Below are 20,460 nucleotides of genomic sequence, written 5' to 3' on the forward strand. Positions count from 1 at the left end.
CGGTTGCGACGAATCGGCAGCTACCGTGCTAAATCACACATACAGCGTAAAGCCCGATCACGCACGTCGTGCCGCGCGCGCCCGCTCCTCGTCGATCCACCAGGTGGACAAAGCACCAACGGAAAAACGCGGCTTGGTTTCCGGTCGCCCGAATTCGTCCCAGAAGGCCAGCCAGTGCGTTCCCTTGAACCACATCGGCACCCAGTAGAAACCGGCGCGCAGCACCCGGTCGAGCGCGCGCGCGGCAACATACATCTCCTCACGCGTCCCGGCCGCGATGACCTTCTCGATCAGCGCATCGACGGCCGGATCGGCGATGCCGGCGAGATTGGGCGAGCCCGTCAGTTCGGCGGCTTCCGAGCCGAAGAGCACGCGCAATTCGCCGCCGGGCGTCAGGGAGCCGACGAAGCGGCGGGTGATGATGTCGAAGTCGAATTCGTCAATGCGTCTTTGAAACTGCGAGGCATCGACCACACGCAGCCCCGCATCGATGCCGATCCGGCTCAGATTGCGGGAGAAATGCAGGGTATGCGGTTCCAGCGCGTTGGAGAAGTCGAGAAATTCGATGGTGAAACGCTCACCGTTCGGCAGCATCAGCTCGCGCCCGCGATAACTGCAACCGGCCTCTTGCAGGAGTTCCTGCGCCCGGCGGAGATTGCCGCGATCGGTACCCGAGCCGTCTGAAGCCGGCGGCGAGATCGCTTCACCGAAGACACGCTCGGGCAGGCTGTCCCGGAAGGGTTCGAGCAGTGCCGCCTCGTCATCAGGGATGGGGCCTTCGGCGGCCATCGGGGAATTCTCGAAATACGATTTCGTGCGCATGTAGGAATCGAACATGATCGTCCGATTGACCGATTCGAAATCAAACAGATAGCCCAGCGCTTCGCGGATGCGCGGATCGGCGAATTTCCCGCGCCGCGTGTTGAACCACCAGCCCTGTCGAGCGGAGGGAGTCTCGTCGACCAGTTCCTCCCGCTGTACCCGGCCTTCATTGTGTGCGGAGAAGTCGTAGCCGGTTGCCCAATCGCGCGAGGTGAACTCCTCGCGATAGTTGAAGGCGCCGGATTTGAAGGCTTCGAACGCCACCTGGCGGTCGCGGAAATAGTCGTAGCGCACACGGTCGAAGTTGCTCTGCCCGCGATTGACCGGCAGATCCGCACCCCAGTAATCCGGAACGCGCTCGTAGATCAGAAAGCGCCCGCTCTCGAACCGCGCAACACGATAAGGGCCCGATCCGAGCGGCGGCTCGGTGGTCGAGGCGGCGAAGTCGCGGTCTTCCCAATAAGCGGCGGAGAGGATCGGCAATCCGGCAACGGAGAGCGGCAGGTCCCGCGACCGGCCCTCGACGAAGCGCACCACGACGGTCTCGTCATCCTCGGCCTCGGCTGCTTCGAGCATGCGTAGCTGCTGGCGGATACTGGGATGGCCCTCGTCCTTGAGGATCATGATCGAGAAGGCGACGTCCTCCGGCGTGATCGGGCTGCCGTCGTGGAAGCGCGCCTCCGGGCGCAGGCGGAAGCGATAGGTCAGCCCGTCCTCCGAGCGCCAGACCGATTGCGCAACCAGCCCATAGAGCGCATCCGGCTCGTCTGCGGCGCGGGTCATCAGGCTGTCGAAGGTCAGCCCCATCCCGGTCGCCGGATCACCCTGCATGATATAGGGATTGAAGGAATTGAAGGTGCCGAACATGTCGGTGCCGAAGAAGCCGCCCTTCGGTGCATCCGGATCGACATAATCGAAATGCGCGAAATCCGGCCCGTATTTCAGGTCGCCGAATATCGACATGCCGTGTGCCCATTCGGTCTCGCTCGCGCGCAGCCGCCCGGGCATCCCCGCGACGACGGCAGCGGCCGCCACACCGGTGAAGAAACTGCGTCGATCAATCGTCAGCATGCGTTCCCCTTCTCCTCGCCTGTTCGGCGTGCACCTTTGCAAGGCCAAGCATTCACGCAAGAACAGCGATTCATTATGGCGATAATGGCGCAAGCGAAAGCCCGTGTCGAACCCCGAAAATGCCATTGGGCGGGGCTGTGCGGCCAGCGTCGTGCCCGGGTCCCGGCCTGCGCAGGATCGCAGCGGCCTTTGCGTGCAAGAGCCTTATCCGGGTTGCCGTGACGCGTTATAGCTGCAGTGAAGCGGTTGCCCGGATGATCAACGGGCGGCAAAGCGCGCCGGGCCCGATCCGATGCATGGGGCCTGCGCGACGATAAGACACGCCGGGAGAGCGCCATGACCACGAACGATGATGCCGGAAAGATCGAGATCCTGATGCCGCGCCCGATGGCGCCGCGCGTGATCGAACAACTTGATGCGCGCTTCACCCTGCATCGCTTGTGGGAGGCCGATGACGCCGATGCGTTCATCGCGCAGCACGCCTCCCGGATTCGCGGCGTCGCCACCGGCGGTGGTGCAAGCGGGCGCGTCGACAAGGCGCTGATCGACGCGCTGCCGGCGCTCGAAATCGTCTCCAGCTTCGGTGTGGGTTATGATCATGTCGATGCCGCTTATGCCGGCACGAAGGGTGTCGTGGTGACCAACACGCCGGACGTCCTCACCGACGAGGTGGCCGATCTCGCCATCGGCCTGCTGCTGGCTACCTTGCGCAAACTCCCGCAGGCGGACCGCTATCTGCGCGAGGGCCGCTGGCTGGAAAAGCCGTTCCCGCTCAGCCCGACACTGCGCGAGCGCAGGATCGGCATTCTCGGCTACGGTCGCATCGGCAAGGCGATTGCCAGGCGCCTCGACGCGTTTGATGTCGAGGTCGTCTATCACGGGCGCCGCGAGCAGGCGGATGCGCCGCATCGCTATTATGCCGATCTCGAGGCGATGGCCCGGGATGTCGATACGCTCGTCGTGATCACGCCCGGCGGGACGGGGACGCAGAAGCTCGTCGATGCGCGCATTCTCGAAGCGCTCGGGCCGGAAGGCGTGCTGATCAACGTGGCGCGCGGCAGCGTCGTGGACGAGGCGGCGCTGATCGCGGCCCTGCGCGACGGCACCATCCTCTCGGCGGGGCTCGACGTTTTCGAGAAGGAGCCGCAGGTGCCGCAGGAACTGATCGAGATGGATCACGTGGTGCTGCTGCCGCATGTCGGCTCGGCTTCGGTGCATACGCGCAATGCCATGGCCCAGCTCGTCGTCGACAATCTGGTGGCGTGGTTTGACGGCAAGCCGCCGCTCACGCCCGTGCCCGAGACGCCTTCGCCGCGCTAAGCTGTGCTTCGCGGGAAAGGCGGCGCCTTGGCGCTTGAACCGGGGCGCGGCTTTGCCTATGCAATGGGGCCGAGGAGACCGCGCATGCTCGACCGCAACGATGCTTTCGGCCAGGAGGCCCAGATCGAATATCTCGACGCGCATTTTCGCGTCGTGCGCCCCGGCAAGTTCGTACGCTGCGCCGTGACCGGCGATCCCATTCCGCTTGACAGGCTGGTCTATTGGAGCGTCGAGCGGCAGGAGCCCTACAGCTCGCACCAGGCGGTGATGCAGCGGCTCGGGCTGAAGCCGAAAGGCGCGGACGGGGCCAGCGGGACGAACGGTTCCTGATCTGATTTTCCTGCCAATAGGAAAATCGTCTTGACAATCTGGAATTGTCGAGCCACCTTGCCGCCATAGGTTGTGCGGCAAGGAAGAAAATCATGAATTATGAAAATGCGGTGGTGTGTCAGGGTGATGCTGCGAGCCGCAAAAGCGGGTCTGGCAAGCGTTTGTCGAGCAAGCGCGTGTCGGGAAAACGGGGCCCGATACCGGGATCCCCGGCTGAGCCTGCTCTGTCCCGCGAGGCCTTGCGCTTGTTGCAGGGGCTGGCGGTGCAGGGAACGCGGATGCGGTCCGATCCGTTCGACCCGGACCGGATCCTTCTCAGCAAGGGTGGGGAGTTCCGCCGTGACGGCTCTGCGGTCTCGCTCGGCGGCGGCAGCTTTGCGCGCAGCGCGTTGGATTTGCTCATCCGGCATGATCTCGTGCAACAGGATCCTCTGCAGCATGATCGCGCGATTACAAGCAGGAATCGCGCGGATTCCACAGCAGCGACACTGATCTCGCAGGCCGGGAAGGGCTATCTCGCGCGGCTGGCGGCGCGTCGCGCAGGTCAGGGCGACGAGGCCTTCGCTGTGCAGCATCGCGTCGCGGTGATGGCCGACAGGCCGGATCCCGTCGATGACGGGGCGCAAGCGCGCGTGCGGGTCAATCAGGAAGAAAGTCCTCTCGCCTGGCTCGCCGCACGCAAGGGTGCGGATGGCGCGCCGCTCATCGACGCCGCGCAGTTCGAGGCCGGTGAGCGCTTCCGGCGCGATCTCACCATGGCAGGAATCATGCCCGGTGTGAGCATCGACTGGGACCGGCTCGGCTCGGGCGGGGGTGGTGGGGGCGGCAATCGCGCCGGCCGGCTCGACGCAACGGAGGCCTGCATCGCCGCGCGCCAGCGCGTGACCCGGGCCGTGCGGCATCTGGGCGCCGAGGATGGCGATCTGCTCATCGATGTCTGCGGCTTTCTCATCCGGATCAGCGAAATCGAGCGGGCGCGTGCCTGGCCGGCGCGGTCGGGCAAGATCATGATCGCACGGGCCCTGTCGCGGCTGGCTGATTATTACGGCCTCGCCGGCGAGGCCCGCGGCGCGGTGCGCAACCGCCGCATTCTGGCCTGGTGCGCCGGAGAGTCGGTTGCGCCGGGCTGAACTTCGCAATACGAGACCGGGATGAAGCGGTCGCGGCGGCCATATTTTCGACGCGAGCCGCGCCCAGATTCACCAATGCGGCGACCGGATCGCTGCGGCGCAGGGTCCCGCTTGCGGCTTGCGGTCATCCGGCCCAAACTGACACCGTGTCGGGTGTGACTCGCGCAACCCGCCACCACGCCATTGCGGCGTGCATGATCCTGCGCCGACCCGGCGCCGATGCGAAAAAGGCCTGCTGCATGCAAGAAACGTCGTCGACGCCGCAATCCCTTGACGAATCGGTGCTGCGCAACGCCGAAGCGACACTGGAAACCGTGGTCAGCGCCCGCGAGGCCGTCGAGGCTGTCATCTTCGGTCAGAAGAACGTGGTCGATCTGGCGCTGACGACGATCCTCGCCGGAGGGCACGGGCTGCTCGTCGGTGTGCCGGGCCTCGCCAAGACGAAGCTCGTCGAAACGCTCGGCACGGTGCTCGGCCTTGATGCGCGTCGGGTCCAGTTCACGCCCGATCTGATGCCCTCCGACATTACCGGCTCGGAAATCCTTGAGGAGGATGCTGATCGCCGGCGCCATTTCCGCTTCGTGCGCGGGCCGATCTTCGCGCAGCTTCTGATGGCCGACGAGATCAACCGCGCCAGTCCGCGAACCCAGTCGGCCCTGTTGCAGGCGATGCAGGAGCATCACGTTTCCGTGAGTGGCGAGCGTCACGACCTGCCGCGTCCGTTCCACGTGCTCGCCACGCAGAATCCCATCGAGCAGGAGGGCACCTATCCGCTGCCGGAGGCCCAGCTCGACCGTTTTCTGCTTCAGATCGACATCGACTACCCCGATCGCGATGCCGAGCGGCGCATCCTGCTGGAGACGACGGGGGATTCCGAAGCCCGTCCCGGTGCGGTGATGTCGGGTGAGGCGCTGATGAGCGCGCAGCGCCTCGCGCGCCGCCTGCCGGTCGGAGACAGCATCGTCGAGGCCATTCTTGATCTGGTGCGCGCCGCGCGACCGGGGGAGGGCGATCCCGCCGTGACCGAGCATCTGCTCTGGGGGCCTGGTCCGCGCGCCTCGCAGGCGCTGATTTTTGCTGCGCGCGCGCATGCGCTGATCCAGGGCCGCGTCTCGCCCTCCATTGATGATGTGGCGCTGCTCGCCGCGCCGGTGCTCAAGCACCGCATGGCCCTGACATTCGCCGCGCGCGCCGACGGCGTCACCATTCCCGATCTCGTGCAGCGTCTGACGGCGCGGCTCGGCGGGTGAGGCCCTGACATGGCGCGCGTGCGGGTCCTCAGCGAGACGCAACGGCTACCCGGGCGGACGGTCACGCTGGCGGCGCAGGATCTCGCAGCGCGGCTGCCGCGTCTGGTACTGGAGGCGCGCCGCGTCGCCGGGACCCTCGCGCACGGTATCCATGGACGTCGCCGTGCGGGCCCGGGCGAAACCTTCTGGCAGTTCCGCCCCTTCAGCAGTGGCGAGCCGGCATCGCGGATCGACTGGCGCCGTTCTGGCCGCGACGACCGTCTCTATGTGCGCGAGCGCGAATGGGAGGCGGCGCACTCGGTGCATCTGTGGATCGACCGTTCCGCCTCCATGGCCTTCGGTTCGGAGCTTGCCATGGCGCCGAAATGCGACCGGGCCGTGGTGCTCGGCCTCGCGCTCGCCGAGAGCTTCGTCGAGGCGGGCGAGCGTGTCGGCATGATGGGGCAGGCGCCGCCCCGCGCCGTGCGCCGGATCGCCGAGCGTTTCGCCGAAATCCTCGCCGATCCGCGCGGCTCCGACGCCACCGACATGCCACCGCCTACGGCGCTCGCCCCCCATGACGAAGCGGTGATCCTCAGTGACTGCCTCAGCCCCGCCGAGGAATGGGAAGCCTGCATCGCGGCGATTGCAGCGCGGGGCGCGCGCGGGCATGTCATGATGATCGTCGATCCGGTCGAGGAGAGCTTTCCCTTTGCCGGGCAGGCCATGCTGGAGGATCCCGAGGGCGGTCTGCGGCTGCGGGTCGGGGATGCGGCGAGCTGGGGCGCGCAGTATCGCACGCGCATTGCCCGCCACCGCGATGCGCTGGAGGCGGCGACGCGGCGGCGGGGATGGACGCTCACGATTCACCGCACCGACCGTCCCGCCAGCGAGGCCGCCCTGCGGCTGATGGCGCTCGTCCAGGCGGCGCGCTCGGGCATGGGAGGGCGCTGACATGTTCGGTCTGCCGCTCACCTTCGCCGTACCGCTCGTCCTTGCCGGGCTGATCGCCCTCCCTGCGATCTGGCTGCTCCTGCGGGTGACCCCGCCGCAGCCGCGCCGGATCGCGTTTCCGCCGCTCAAGATCGTCGCCGATCTGATCCCGCGTCGTGAATTGCCGGCGCGCACGCCGTGGTGGCTCCTGCTGCTGCGCCTCGTCATCGCCGCATTGCTGATCCTCGCCGCCGCTGGCCCGATCCTCAATCCGGCGCCCTCGCTGGAGGGTGACCGGCGCGCACCGGTGTTGATGATCGTCGACAATGGCGCCGGTACAGCTGCCGATTGGCGCCGGCATGCGGCGATCGCGCTGGAACAGGGCGAGGCGATTGCGCGGGACGGGCGCTCGATGGGCATTGTGGCCACGGCGACGCCGGTAGCGGAAATCGCTCTGGAGGAGCCTGCAGCCGCGCTGGAGCGCTTGCGGGCCGTCAACGCGCGTCCACATTTTCCGCAGGCCGAGAGCTGGCGCCGTCCGCTCAGTGCTTTTCTCGAAGCGCATCCCGATACCGAAATCCTCTGGATTACCGGCGGCGTCGGCATCGCCGGCGAGGATGACATGGCGATGCTGCTCGCGGAGATCGCGCAGGATCGAACCCTGACCATCTTGGGCCCGGATCCCGCACCCGCGCTGGCGCTGGGCAATGCGCGCAATTCTGCGCAGGGGCTTTCTGTCGACGTGCTGCGTGCCGAGCCGAATGCGCGTGACGAGGGGCGCGTGCGCGCCGCCGATCTGCGGGGCCTGACGCTGGCCGAGGAGACCTTCGTTTTTCTGCCGGACGAGACCGAAACTGATGTGCGTTTCGACATCCCCATTGAATTGCGCAATTCCGTGGCGCGGATCGACATCGTGGAGGAAGCATCCGCAGCCGCGACGACATTGCTTGATTCGCGCAGCCGGCGCAGCCGCGTCGGCATCGTGACGGGAACCACGCTCGATCTTGCACAGCCGCTGCTCGCGCCGACCTTCTATATCGAGCGGGCGCTTGAGCCCTATGCCGAGATCCGCGAGGGGCGCGGCGGCTCGGCTGAAGCGATCGAGGAACTGCTCGACGGGCAGGTCAATGTTCTGGTGCTCGCCGATATCGGCGTTCTGCCGCCACGCACGCAGGCGCGGATCGCGACTTTCATGGAAGAGGGCGGGCTGCTGCTGCGCTTTGCGGGATCACGGATGACCGGCAATGTCGACGACCTTCTGCCCGTGCGTTTGCGCGATGGCGGGCGCAATCTCGGTGGCGCGCTCTCCTGGGATGCACCGCGCACCCTGGCGGAATTCGCCCGGGAAAGCCCGTTCCATGGTCTCGCCGTTCCGGACGAGCTTGGTATCTCGCGCCAGATCCTCGCCGAGCCCTCCGGCGCGCTGACCGAGCGGACATGGGCGGCGCTCGAAGACGGTACCCCGATCGTCACGGCGGATCGGCGTGGCGACGGCATGAGCGTGCTCTTTCACGTGACAGCGGATGCGAGCTGGTCGAACCTGCCGCTGACCGGGCTGTTCGTCGACATGTTGCGCGAGACCCTGCAATTTGCCGCCGCACCGCCGGGCGCCGGTCTTCAGACAGGGGGGGAGCGTCAGCCCGTCGCGCCGCGCCTGGCTCTCGACGGGGCCGGCAATCTCGGTTCGCCGCCTTCGCATGCCCGCCCGGTCACCCGGACCTTTGCGGAGCGCGCCGGGTTCGATCATCCGCCCGGTTTCTACGGCCCGACGGAATCGGCGATCGCGGTGAATACGCTCAATGCCGAGGACCGGCTCGTTCCCGTCGATCTCGCCATCCTTGATGCGCGCATCCTGCCGCTCGAACCGGCGGAAACTGTGGATTTGCGCCCGCCGCTTCTCGTGGCGGCCCTCGGCCTGTTTCTGGTCGATACGATTCTCGCCATGCTGCTCTCGGGACATGCCGGCGCCTTCGCCGCGCGCTTTCGACGCGCGGCTCTCGGAACGGGTGCGCTTGCGCTCGCCTTTCTCGCGATCAGCGCGCCCGGGCCGGCACCAGCCGATACGATCGAGGATATCGAGGCCGCAATGGTGACCCGGCTCGGCTATATCCGCACCCACGACGCGCGCGTCGACGAGATCAGCGAGGCGGGGCTCGACGGGCTGTCGCGGGCGCTGGCCGCGCGCACATCCCTCGAACCCGGTGCGCCAATGGGCGTCGATATCGAGACGGACGAACTCGCTTTCTTTCCGGTTCTGTACTGGCCGATCGTGCCCGATGCGCCGATACCGTCGCGCGACGCGATGCAGCGGATCGAGGCCTATATGAAGAATGGCGGCATGCTGATCATGGATACCCGCGACGCGGCGACCAACTGGCGCCCCGGTTCAGCGCGTTCGCCCGAAGCCGCATATCTGCGCCGGCTGCTTGCGGATGTCGACGTGCCCCCGCTTGAGCCGATGCCGCCGGATCACGTCCTGACCAAGACGTTCTTCATCATGGATGAATTGCCGGGCCGGCATTCATCCGGTGTGACCTGGGTCGAGGAATTGCCCCCGGCTCCCGTCGAGGAGGGGATGCGTCCGGCACGGGCCGGTGACGCCGTGTCGCCGATCATCATCACCGCGAACGATCTCGCGGGCGCCTGGGCGATCGGGTCGCGGGGTGAGGCGATGCTGCCGGTGAGTGGCAGCGATCCGCGTCAGCGCGAGATGGCGTTCCGCGCCGGGATGAACATCGTGATGTACGCGCTGACGGGCAACTACAAGGCCGATCAGGTGCATGTGCCCGCCCTGCTGGAGCGGCTCGGCAATTGAGGAAGGCGACGCTTTGGCGAGTTTGAGCTTCACACCGCTGGTCCCCGATGCCGTGCTGATCGCGGCTGGCATTCTCGCGGCTCTGGTCGCGCTGGCCGCGATCGTCATACGCGGGCCGGTGGCCCTGTTGCGCGCGGCTGCGCTGGTCGTGCTGGTGCTTGCACTGGCCAATCCCGCCTTCGTCACGCAGGACCGCGAGCCGGTCGATGATGTCGTGGCCCTGGTGGTGGACCGGTCGACCTCTCAACGGCTGGGCGATCGGGCGCAGGTGACGCAGGCTGTCCGCGAGGAGCTGGAGCAGCGTTTTGGCGGGTTGCGCAATATCGAACTGCGCATCATCGAGGTGGGTGATGCGGCGGGTGACGCTGGAACGGAACTCTTCACCGGGCTCGCCAACGGGCTCGCCGACGTGCCGCCGGAGCGCGTGGCGGGCGCGGTGATGCTCACCGACGGCGTCGTCCATGACATTCCCGGATCAGCGGAGGATCTCGGCTTCACAGGACCCCTGCATGCCCTGATCACAGGATACCCGGACGAGGCCGACCGGCAGATTGATCTGATCCGGGCGCCGCGCTACGGCATTGTCGGGCGCACGCAACTGATCGAGGCGAAGATCGGCGAGCGCGGCGGCACGGGCTCGGCCGTGGTCACCGTGCGCCGCGACGGCGAGCGTCTCGCGCGCCGGGAAGTGCCGACGGAAGCATCATTCCGCATCCCCGTCCAGATCGACCGTGCCGGCCCCAATGTGGTCGAGATCGAGGTCGAGCCGCTGCCCGACGAGCTCACCATGGCCAATAACCGGGCCGTCGTGACGATCGAGGGGATTCGCGAGAATCTCCGCGTCCTGCTCGTCTCCGGCGAGCCCCATGCGGGCGAGCGGACCTGGCGGAACCTGTTGCGCTCGGATGCCAATGTCGATCTCGTGCATTTCACCATCCTGCGCCCGCCGGAAAAGCAGGACGGCACGCCGATCGACGAATTGTCGCTGATCGCCTTTCCCACGCGCGAACTGTTTCAGGACAAGATCGGCGAGTTCGATCTGATCATTTTCGATCGCTATGCCAATCAGAGCATCCTGCCGTCGATCTATTACGACAACATCGTGCGTTATGTGCGCGAGGGTGGCGCCGTTCTGCTCGCGGCGGGGCCGGAATTCGCCGGGCGCGCCTCGCTTGCCCGCACCCGCCTCGCGCCGATCATTCCGGGCGAGCCGACCGGCGGTGTGCTGGAGGAGCCGTTCAAGGCGATGCTCACGGATACCGGTGAGCGCCACCCGGTGACGCGCGGTCTTCCGGGATCGGAAAGCGATCCGCCGGCCTGGGGCGAGTGGTTGCGCGTGCTCGACACGCGGGTCACTGCGGGGCAGACGGTGATGTCGGGCGCGCAGGACCGTCCACTGCTGGTGCTGGAGCGCCAGGGCGAGGGGCGCGTCGCGCTGCTTCTGTCTGATCATGCCTGGCTCTGGGCGCGGGGTTATCGCGAAGGCGGCCCGCATGTGGATCTCCTGCGCCGGACCGCGCATTGGCTGATGCGCGAGCCGGCGCTGGAGGAGGAGGCGTTGCGCGCGACGACGCAGGGAGAGCGGATCTTCATCGAGCGTCAGAGCATGGCCGACGAGGTTGCCTCCGTCAGCGTCACATCGCCCTCGGGTGCCGAGTCCGGCGTCGCGCTCGAACCCCATCTGCCCGGCCTGTTCCGGGCCGAGATCGCCGGCGAGGAACGCGGGCTTTACACGCTGCGCAACGGGGATCTCGTCGCCTTTGCCAGCGTTGGTCCGGCCAACCCACGCGAACTCGTCGATGTCTTCTCCACGCGCGAGCAATTGGCGGATATCACCTTAGAGACCGGTGGATCGGTGCGGCGCCTGTCGCGCGCGGAGGGGGCCCTTGCCGTGCCGCGAATCCAGAGCGTGCGTGGCGATGCGCGCGCCTATGGCAATGACTGGATCGGCATCCGCCCGAGCGGTTCTTCCGTGGTGCTCGGCGTATCGGTGATGCCGCTCGCGCTCGGGCTGCTCGGTCTTCTGCTGCTGCTCGGCGCCGTTCTTGCCGCATGGCTCGGGGAAGGGCGCGGATCGGCCGCACGCCGTTGAGGCGCGCAAGGCGCAGCGCTTGCTTTCGATCAATGCAGCCGCTTCAATGGACGCGCTAGGAGATCGGCATGAAAGTACCGGTTTCATGCGCGAGGGAGCATGCGCCCATGACGGCGTTCAGGCAAAAATTCGGCCCGATCCTGCAACCGATGCCGGTGGCGATCACGGCGCTCGTTCTGCTGACGGCGCTGGGTTGGGGGGTGATGTTCGCCGAAGCAATCACCATGGCCTCGGGTGCCGCCGCCTTCATGGAGGCGCTGTGCGCCCCCGCCGATATTCTCGGTTCCCGTTCGACGGCGGAAATGCTCTCGCGGCTGGGTATGGCGATCGGCATGTGGATCGCCATGAGCGTCGCGATGATGCTGCCGACCGCGAGTCTGTTGATCGTCGGTTTCGCCGATCGCGTCGAGAAGGAGGTGAGCGACCGGGCCCATGCCGCATCGCCGCTGGCCGTGGCGGCGGGTTATCTCGGGATCTGGGTGATCGTGGCCGTCGTGGCGGCAACGGCGCAGGCCTTCATCTCGGCGATCCTGTCGGGCATCGCCCTGCCGCCGGCAACCGCGACGATCCTCGCCGGGGCGATTATCGGCGCCGCCGGGTTCTACCAGTTCTCGCCGCTCAAGCGCGCCTGTCTCGTCACCATCCGCCATCCCTTTAGCGAGGAGCGCGAGGCGGCGCTGACGCGCAATATGGCGGCGTTTCGGCTCGGTCTTCATCAGGGTGTGCTCTGCGTCGGCTGTTGCTGGGCGATGATGGGGCTGCTCGTGGTGCTCGGCGCCATGAACATCCTCTGGATGGCAATATTCGCAATCATCATGGCGGCGGAGAAGATGGTCGATTCGCAGCGCCTGCCCAACGCGATCGGCGTCGCGATGATCATCGCCGGTGCCGCATTGTCCGTCTCGGCGGTGGGGCTCGCTCCCTTGCGCGATGCAATCGGCCTGTGAGCAAATGCCTCTGACGACGCGATGGACGTTGCGGTAGGACTGTCCCGCATCCTATGATCCGACGCGAACGAGGGAGGAGACGGCCCATGTCAAAGACCATGGCGATCCGCATCTATGAAAATGGCGGCCCCGAGGTCATGCGTTACGAGGAAGTCGCCGTCGGCGATCCCGGCCCCGGCGAGATCCGGGTCAAGCACACGGCCATCGGCGTCAATTACATCGACACCTATTTCCGCTCCGGCCTCTACCCGGCGCCGAGCATTCCCTTCACCCCCGGCAACGAGGGTGCGGGCGTGGTCACGGCGGTGGGCGAGGGTGTGACCCGCTTCAAGGAGGGCGACCGCGTCGCCTATGCCGCGACGCTCGGCTCCTATGCCGATGAACGTCTGCTCGAGGCCGACAAGGTCGTCGCCACGCCGGCCGGCGTCGATGACGAGACCGCTGCCGCGATGATGCTGAAAGGCATGACGGCGCAATACCTTCTGCGCCGGACCTACCGCGTGAAGAAAGGCGACACCATCCTCTTCCACGCTGCCGCCGGCGGTGTCGGCCTGATCGCCTGCCAATGGGCCAGGCATCTCGGCGCCACGGTGATCGGCACGGTCGGTTCGCGCGAGAAGGGCGAACTCGCCATGCAGAACGGCTGCGATCACGTGATCTATTATCGCGACGAGGATTTCGCCAAGCGCGTCGACGAGATCACCAGGGGGGAGCGCTGCCATGTCGTCTATGACGGCGTCGGCAAGGCGACCTTCCCGGCATCGCTGGACTGCCTGCGTCCGTTCGGGATGTTTGCGAGTTTCGGCAACGCCTCCGGTGCGATCGAGGCCTTCAATCTCGGCCTGCTGGCCCAGAAGGGCTCGCTCTACGCCACCCGCCCGACGCTGTTCACGCATATCGCCAAGCGTGCCGATCTGGAGGAGGTCGCGGGCGAGCTGTTCGATGTGGTCGCTAGCGGGGCGGTGAAGATCCCCGTCCACCACCGCGCCAAACTCGCCGATGCGGTCGATGTCCACAAGGCGCTCGAGGGTCGCGAGACGACCGGGGCCACGGTGATGAGCCCCTGAGCGAGAGAGCAAACCGGTTTGTCCGCCTCATCCCCCCAAGATCCTCCTCCGGCGGGACACTCGTCGCGCTGAAGGGCATCACGAAGCATTACGGCAATCTCGTCGCCAATGACGCGATCGATTTCGCGATCGCGCCCGGCGAGGTGCACGCGCTTCTGGGGAGAACGGGGCGGGCAAATCCACGCTGGTGAAGATCCTCTACGGGGTGATCGAGCCGAGTGCCGGCGAGATATTCTGGGAGGGGAAGCAGGTCGAAATCAATTCACCCGTTGATGCAAGAAATCTTGGCATCGGCATGGTATTCCAGCATTTCTCGCTCTTCGACGAGATGACAGTGGCGGAAAATGTCGCCGTCGCGCTGACCGATCTCTCCTTCAACGTGGTGCGCAAGCGCCTCAAGCAGGTGAGCGAGGGCTACGGCCTGCCGCTCGACCCGGATCGCCGTGTCTGGACGCTCTCCGCCGGCGAGCGCCAGCGCATCGAGATCGTGCGCTGCCTGTTGCAGAATCCCAAGCTGATCGTCCTCGACGAGCCGACCTCGGTGCTCACGCCACAGGAATCGGAAGGGCTGTTCGAGACACTGGAGCAACTTGCCGGCGAGGGCAGGGCGATTCTGTATATCTCGCACAAGCTGGAGGAAGTGCGCCGGCTGTGCCGCGACGCCACGATCCTGCGCGGCGGCAAGGTCGTCGCCAGGCTCGATCCGCGCGAGAGCAGCGCCCGCGAGATCGCCGCGCTGATGGTCGGGCAGGAAGTCGGCGATGTGGCGCGCACGGCGAAGGCTCGCGGGCATGACGAGATGCTTCAGGTGCAGAACCTCTCAATGCCCGCCCGCTCCATCCACGAGCGCCCCCTGCGCGATGTCGATATCGCCGTTGCCGCCGGCGAAATCGTTGGCATTGCGGGGATCGCGGGTAACGGCCAGAGCGAACTCTTCGCAGCAATTTCCGGCGAGAGGCCGACGGATGAACCCGGCGCCGTGGTGATCGACGGGGTCGCCGTGGGATTGAAGGGGATCGATGCCCGGCGCAAGCTCGGCGGGGCCTTCGTTCCGGAAGAGCGGCTCGGCCACGCAGCCGTGCCGGGTCACGGACTTGGGGACAATACGGTTTTGTCACATCACGCGATCGGCGGCATCGTGAGCAGCGGCTTCATCGCCTTCGACAAGGCGCGGCGCATGGCGGCGAAGGTGGTGGGTGATTTCGACGTGCGCACGCCGGGCGCCGATGCGCTGGCGCGCAAGCTCTCCGGCGGCAATCTGCAGAAATTCGTGGTCGGACGCGAGATTGTGCGCGGCCCCAAACTTCTCGTCGTCGATCAGCCGACCTGGGGCGTTGATGCCGGCGCTGCGCGGGTGATCCGCCAGGCGCTGATCGATCTTGCGGCGCAAGGCGCGGCGGTGCTGGTGATCAGCCAGGACCTCGACGAGCTCTTCGCCATCGCCGACCGCATGGCAGTGATCCATGAGGGGCATGTCAGCCGGCTGCGGCCGACAGGGGAATGGACGCGTGAAGCGGTCGGTCTCGAAATGATGGGGGTCGCGCCGCAAGATGCGCATTGAACTCGTCCCGAGAGTGGAGCCGAAGGCGCGGGCGCGGGCGCTCGCGCCGGTCGCGGCGCTGATCGTCTCCTTCGCCATTGCCGGGCTGGTGATCTGGGGCATGGGTCGCTCGCCCGTGGCCGCCTTCCAGATCTATATTCTGGATCCGCTGACGGATCCGTGGTCGCTTCGCGAGATCGCCATGAAGGCGTCGCCGCTCGTCATCATCGCCATCGGCCTGTCCTACTGCTTTCGCGCCAATCTGTGGAATATCGGGGCAGAGGGACAATTCATCGTCGGCGCCATTTTCGGCTCCTGGCTCGCACTCGCCACCCACGGTACCGATGCCGGAATCTGGGTGCTGCCGGCCATGATGATCCTCGCCATGATCGGCGGCGCGCTCTATGGCGCGATTCCGGCGTTCCTGCGGGTGCGCTTCGGCGTCAACGAGATCCTGACCTCGCTCTTCCTCGTCTATGTGGCGCAATTGCTGCTTGATTATCTGGTGCGCGGCCCCTGGCGGGATCCGATGGGCTTCAACTTCCCGCAATCCGTGGTCTTCGACACGGCCGCGACGCTTCCGGCAATCGCCGGGATGGGGCGGGTGCATATCGGCGTGATCTTCGCGCTGATCGCCGCGATCGTGACCATGGTGGTGCTCGGGCGCACGCTGTTCGGCTACCGGTTGCGGGTGAGCGGCGATGCGCCGCGCGCCGCGCGTTTCGCCGGTTTCTCGCAGGCGCGCACCATCGTCACCGTGTTCTGCATCTCGGGCGGGCTGGCCGGGCTGGCCGGGATCATCGAGGTCTCGGGCGTGTTACGCCAGGTGCAGCCCTCGATCTCGCCGGGTTACGGATTCACGGCGATCATCGTGGCCTTTCTCGGGCGGCTCAATCCGATCGGCATCCTCGTCGCCGGCTTCATCATGGCGCTGATCCTGATCGGGGGCGAGAATGCGCAGATCATGCTGCGGCTGCCGCTTGATCTCGCGCTCGCCTTCCAGGGGCTGGTGTTGCTCTGCGTACTCTCGGCGGATGCTCTGGTGAGCAATCGGTTGCGGATCGTGAGGGCGCGCGCATGACCACTTTCGAAGCGATCCTGTTCACCATCGTCATGGCCTCGACGCCGCTCCTGATCGCAGCCATCGGCGAGCTTGTGGCGGAACGTGCGGGCGTGCTCAATCTCGGAGTGGAGGGCATGATGGCGATGGGGGCGGTGAGCGCCTTCGTCGGCGCCTTTCTGTTCGATTCAACCTGGATCGGCATCGGCTTCGGCATGATGGCCGGCGGGCTGATGGCGGCCCTGTTCGCGGTGGTGGTGCTCGGCTTTGCGGCGAACCAGGTCGGCGCCGGACTGGCGCTGACGATTCTCGGGCTCGGCCTGTCGGGCGTGATCGGGGCGCCCTTCGTGGGCGAGCGGCTGCCGCCCACACCGAGCCTTGCGATTCCACTGCTCTCGGATCTGCCGATCCTGGGCAGCGCTGTCTTTTCGCAAGACATTTTCGTCTATCTCTCGCTGCTGCTCGTCGCCGGGGTCGCGTGGTTCCTGATGCGGACGCGCGCGGGCCTGCGGCTGCGCTCGATCGGCGAGAACCACGGCTCGGCGCATTCGCTCGGCCTGCCGGTGCTGAAGGTGCGCTTCATGGCGGTGGTCTTCGGCGGGATCTGCGCGGGACTCGCGGGCGCCTATCTCTCGCTGGTCTATACACGTTTCTGGGCGCCGAACATGACGGCCGGGCGCGGCTGGATCGCCGTGGCGCTCGTCGTCTTCGCCGCCTGGCGACCGGGCTGGGCGCTTGTCGGCGCCTATATCTTCGGCGCCGCGACAGTGCTGCAACTGCATGCGCAGGCGGCGCAATTCGGGCTGCCCTCGCAATTCCTCTCTGCCGTGCCATATCTCGCGACGATCATCGCTCTGGTGATCCTCTCGGCGCGGCGCGGGTCGAGCGGGGTCGGGGCACCGGGTTCGCTCGGCCAGCCCTATGTGCCGGACCGGTAGCACTGCGCAGGCGCGCGGCAGGCTGCACAACGATTGTGCTGCAGATGCTGTCGTAACGTGCTGAAGCGAAGCTGTTTTCTGTGGCATTGCGCTGGTTTCGGGGGCATGCCAATCTGCTGAAACCAATAAAGAAAGGGGTCGTCATGAAGAGACGGGATTTCGTAGCAGCGGGCGCGCTTGCCGCAATGATGGCGTTCGGCGCCGCACCGGCCCAGGCCCAGAGCGATGAGCCGGTCAAGGTCGGATTCGTTTTCGTCGGGCCGGTCGGTGATTTCGGCTGGACCTATCAGCATAACCAGGGCCGCCTCGCCATCGAGGAAGCCTTTGGTGATCAGGTCGAGACGACCTTCGTCGAGAGCGTCTCCGGCGGTGATGCCGAGCGCGTGATCGAGCAACTGGCCCGCACTGGCCATGATCTGATCTTCACCACCTCCTTCGGCTATATGGAGCCGACCATCCGCGTCGCAGAACGCTTTCCGGATGTGAAGTTCGAGCATGCCACCGGCTTCCGCCGTGCGGACAATGTCGCGACCTACAATGCGCGCTTCCATGAGGGTCGCTACATCCTCGGTCAGATCGCGGCGGAGATGTCCGAGAGCGGCGTGATCGGCTATATCGGCGCCTATCCGATCCCGGAAGTCACTGCCGGGATGAACGCCTATATTCTCGGCGCGCAATCGGTAAACCCGGATATCGAACTGCGCGTCGTATACGTCAACGCCTGGTTCGATCCCGCCCGTGAAACCGACGCAGCCCGCGCATTGCTCGATCAGGGCGCCGACGTCATCGCCCAGCACGTCGACAGCCCCGCCGCCATGCAGACCGCCGCTGATCGCGGCGCCTACGGCTTCGGCCAGGCCTCTGACATGATCGACTTCGCCCCTGATACGCTGCTGACCTCGATCGTCAACAACTGGTCGGACTATTACGTCGAGCGTGTTGGCGCCGTCATTGAAGGGACCTGGGAGCCGAGCGACACCTGGGGCGGTCTGTCTGCCGACATGATCCGCATGGCGCCTTATACCAACATGCCGGATGATGTCGCCGAGCGTGCCGCTGACACGGAAGCAGCCATCCGTTCGGGCGAGCTCAATCCCTTCACCTGCCCGATCATTGCGCAGGACGGGTCGGAAGTGCCCTGCGAGGGTGATGGTGTGCTCTCCGATGAGCAGGTTCTCGGGATGGATTTCTTCGTGCAGGGCATTGCCGATCGTCTGCCTGACTGATCTGCCGGCGATCGCCGGTCGATCGAACCAGGGGCGCGCCGGTCGACGGTGCGCCCTTTTGTTCATCTCAGGGGCTTGATATCGAGAGGATCATTGCCCGTTGGATCACCATCGCGTACGGCACGGAAGCATTGGGCGGCGACATCGTCCAGCAGCGTCTGCTCCTGCTGGCTGATGCTTGGCGCCTCGAGCAAGCGCTCGAATCCGTTGCGTACGAGCGCGTCACGCGTGCATGCACAGGCGGGGGCGCAGATGGCTTCATCGGTGCCGACAGCCACGCATTCCGCGACACAAGCCTGCGTGAACGTCGCCGGGGCAGGGGCTGTCAGCATGGCGAGCGGGTAGAGCGCACCGAGCAGGATCGGCTGGTGCAGAAGGTAGATCACGAGGCTCCAGCGTCCGGCGCCGGCAAGCCAGCGCGCCGGTCGACTGCGTATCTGCCAGCGGGCGAGATGGATGATCAGACCGCGATCAAAGGCCAGCCGCCCCGCCGCGACGCCGACGAGCACGGCGGAGAACCAGGGGAAGACAGGCTCGAAATCGTTCGTCAGGGGCGGGGTTTCAAAAAAGCCGATCCAGGCGAGCCAGCGCGTATCGAAGGCGGGGGAGCCGTAGAATTGGGGCGCAGCGAAAACGGCGAGGGCCGCAGCGAGGGTCAGCAGCACCGGCGCGCGCAGGAAGGGCAGGGCCAGGATGCTGCCGGCTGCGATCATGTGCAGAATACCGAAGAAGATGAAGGCATCGGGAAAGACCATGAACGTCGCGAGCGTGATCGCGCCGGCCGCTGCCGCAATCTTCGCCACGCGCCGCACGAATTTCGACCAGCTCTGTCCCGCCTGGTGCGCGAATACGAGGCTGATTCCGACGATCACCAGAAAGCTCGTCGCAATGGCGCGCGCAAACGCGATCCAGCCGGGTTCGCGACCCACATCGGTGGCGACGAAGCCGAGAAAGCTCAGATCCCAGGCGAAATGGTAGATGACCATGGCCAGAATTGCCACACCGCGGGCAAGATCGAGCGCATCGAGGCGCAAGCGCGTCGGAATGGCCATGAGCACATGTCTCCGGATCCGGGCATCCTCATCGCGGTGACCGACGCGCCGTTCGGGCGCGAGCGATAAGGGGCAACCTCTGATTTCGCAGTGCAGCAATGAAAGGCGGGATCTGCATCCAATTCGGGCTTTCGGAATTGCACAGCGATGGTATCTTATCGTTAAGATTATATTGTCGTCGTGATTCGGTTGGTGAGTATATGTCTAACCATGATCCGTTCAAACCGGATGTCGCTCCATCCGTGCAAAACGACCCGGATCCGTCACGCGAAACGGCTGCGGCGGGGCCTGCCGGCGAACAGGGTGCCGCCGCTGACGCGCAGGCGGCGGAAGCGCAGCTCCAGCTTTTCGAGGTTACCGGTCGGATCAAGTGGTTCGACGTTGCAAAGGGGTTTGGCTTCATCGTGCCGGATAATGGCTGGCCGGATGTGCTGCTCCACGTGACCTGCTTGCAGAAGGGTGGTTATCAGACGGCGCATGAAGGCGCTACTGTCGTCGTCGAGGCCGTGCGGCGCAGCCGGGGTTTCCAGGCTTTCCGGCTTGTTTCGATGGATGAATCGACGGCGTTGCATCCCTCCGAACTGCCGATGCCGCGCACCCATGTCACCGTCGAGCCGACGAGCCCTCTGGAGCCCTGCATCGTGAAATGGTTCAACCGCCTGCGTGGCTTCGGCTTCGTGACACGCGGGGAGGGGACTCCGGATATCTTCGTGCACATGGAGACCCTGCGCCGCTACGGTATCGCCGAACTCCAGCCCGGAGAGACCGTTCTGGTGCGTTATGGCGATGGGCCCAAGGGGCTGATGGCAGCCGAGGTCCGGTTGCCGGAGGGGCGCCTGCCCGCGTCCCACTGAGGCTGGTTTCAGAATGATGATCACGATCCCGCCC

Annotated in this window: 16 protein-coding genes; 14 read left to right on the forward strand and 2 right to left on the reverse strand. The window is 66.0% G+C overall.

What is annotated here, in order from left to right; genetic code table 11:
- Nucleotides 1–57 precede the first annotated feature (57 nt).
- Complete coding sequence (locus tag GA0071312_RS12475) at nt 58–1,893, reverse strand: extracellular solute-binding protein (RefSeq protein WP_074445242.1); 1,836 nt, start codon at nt 1,891–1,893, stop codon at nt 58–60.
- Nucleotides 1,894–2,229: 336 nt separating this feature from the next.
- On the opposite strand from GA0071312_RS12475, the gene GA0071312_RS12480 reads away from it, so the two are divergent.
- The 13 genes from GA0071312_RS12480 (at nt 2,230) to GA0071312_RS12540 (ending at nt 18,520) form a co-directional block, all read left to right on the forward strand.
- Nucleotides 2,230–3,213 carry a 2-hydroxyacid dehydrogenase gene (locus GA0071312_RS12480; protein WP_074445243.1) on the forward strand — a complete coding sequence of 328 codons (984 nt, stop codon included), beginning with the start codon at nt 2,230–2,232 and terminating at the stop codon, nt 3,211–3,213.
- A gap of 84 nt (nt 3,214–3,297) precedes the next feature.
- The gene (locus tag GA0071312_RS12485; RefSeq protein WP_074445244.1) at nt 3,298–3,543 is read left to right on the forward strand and encodes a DUF2093 domain-containing protein; all 246 of its coding nucleotides are present in this window, start codon (nt 3,298–3,300) and stop codon (nt 3,541–3,543) included.
- 278 nt (nt 3,544–3,821) lie between these two features.
- A complete protein-coding gene (locus GA0071312_RS12490; protein ID WP_131817800.1) occupies nt 3,822–4,673 on the forward strand; it encodes a DUF6456 domain-containing protein in 852 nt (283 codons plus the stop codon).
- A 239-nt stretch (nt 4,674–4,912) separates the two neighbouring features.
- The gene (locus tag GA0071312_RS12495) at nt 4,913–5,923 is read left to right on the forward strand and encodes an AAA family ATPase (RefSeq protein ID WP_074446153.1); all 1,011 of its coding nucleotides are present in this window, start codon (nt 4,913–4,915) and stop codon (nt 5,921–5,923) included.
- Between the two features lie 9 nt (nt 5,924–5,932).
- Nucleotides 5,933–6,856 (forward strand): DUF58 domain-containing protein, encoded by a 924-nt coding sequence (locus GA0071312_RS12500; RefSeq protein WP_074445245.1) that lies wholly within the window; start codon nt 5,933–5,935, stop codon nt 6,854–6,856.
- A 1-nt stretch (nt 6,857) separates the two neighbouring features.
- Entirely contained in the window at nt 6,858–9,650 is a 2,793-nt protein-coding gene (locus GA0071312_RS12505; RefSeq protein ID WP_074445246.1) for a DUF4159 domain-containing protein, read from the forward strand.
- A 13-nt stretch (nt 9,651–9,663) separates the two neighbouring features.
- Nucleotides 9,664–11,742, forward strand: a complete 2,079-nt coding sequence (locus tag GA0071312_RS12510; RefSeq protein WP_074446154.1) for a hypothetical protein — start codon at nt 9,664–9,666, stop codon at nt 11,740–11,742.
- Between the two features lie 107 nt (nt 11,743–11,849).
- Nucleotides 11,850–12,689 (forward strand): DUF2182 domain-containing protein, encoded by an 840-nt coding sequence (locus tag GA0071312_RS12515; protein WP_074445247.1) that lies wholly within the window; start codon nt 11,850–11,852, stop codon nt 12,687–12,689.
- Between the two features lie 86 nt (nt 12,690–12,775).
- Nucleotides 12,776–13,756 (forward strand): quinone oxidoreductase family protein, encoded by a 981-nt coding sequence (locus tag GA0071312_RS12520; RefSeq protein WP_083204553.1) that lies wholly within the window; start codon nt 12,776–12,778, stop codon nt 13,754–13,756.
- A 187-nt stretch (nt 13,757–13,943) separates the two neighbouring features.
- The gene (locus GA0071312_RS12525) at nt 13,944–15,317 is read left to right on the forward strand and encodes an ABC transporter ATP-binding protein (protein ID WP_338056842.1); all 1,374 of its coding nucleotides are present in this window, start codon (nt 13,944–13,946) and stop codon (nt 15,315–15,317) included.
- On the forward strand, nt 15,307–16,377 hold the full coding sequence (locus GA0071312_RS12530) for an ABC transporter permease (RefSeq protein ID WP_074445248.1): 1,071 nt from the start codon (nt 15,307–15,309) through the stop codon (nt 16,375–16,377). The genes GA0071312_RS12525 and GA0071312_RS12530 overlap by 11 nt, the downstream gene beginning before the upstream one ends.
- On the forward strand, nt 16,374–17,294 hold the full coding sequence (locus GA0071312_RS12535) for an ABC transporter permease (RefSeq protein WP_074445249.1): 921 nt from the start codon (nt 16,374–16,376) through the stop codon (nt 17,292–17,294). Before GA0071312_RS12530 ends, GA0071312_RS12535 begins: the two co-directional genes overlap by 4 nt.
- A 143-nt stretch (nt 17,295–17,437) precedes the next feature.
- Nucleotides 17,438–18,520, forward strand: a complete 1,083-nt coding sequence (locus GA0071312_RS12540; protein ID WP_074445250.1) for a BMP family ABC transporter substrate-binding protein — start codon at nt 17,438–17,440, stop codon at nt 18,518–18,520.
- A 62-nt stretch (nt 18,521–18,582) separates the two neighbouring features.
- On the opposite strand, the gene GA0071312_RS12545 is transcribed toward GA0071312_RS12540, so the two are convergent.
- Nucleotides 18,583–19,572, reverse strand: coding sequence for a heparan-alpha-glucosaminide N-acetyltransferase (locus GA0071312_RS12545; RefSeq protein WP_074445251.1), 990 nt, complete (start codon nt 19,570–19,572; stop codon nt 18,583–18,585).
- Between the two features lie 200 nt (nt 19,573–19,772).
- Here GA0071312_RS12545 and GA0071312_RS12550 point away from each other — a divergent pair, with 200 nt between their 5' ends.
- Nucleotides 19,773–20,426 (forward strand): cold-shock protein, encoded by a 654-nt coding sequence (locus GA0071312_RS12550; protein ID WP_083204554.1) that lies wholly within the window; start codon nt 19,773–19,775, stop codon nt 20,424–20,426.
- The last annotated feature ends 34 nt before the right edge of the window (nt 20,427–20,460 follow it).

It is taken from the genome of Saliniramus fredricksonii (assembly GCF_900094735.1).
Taxonomy (GTDB): domain Bacteria; phylum Pseudomonadota; class Alphaproteobacteria; order Rhizobiales; family Beijerinckiaceae; genus Saliniramus; species Saliniramus fredricksonii.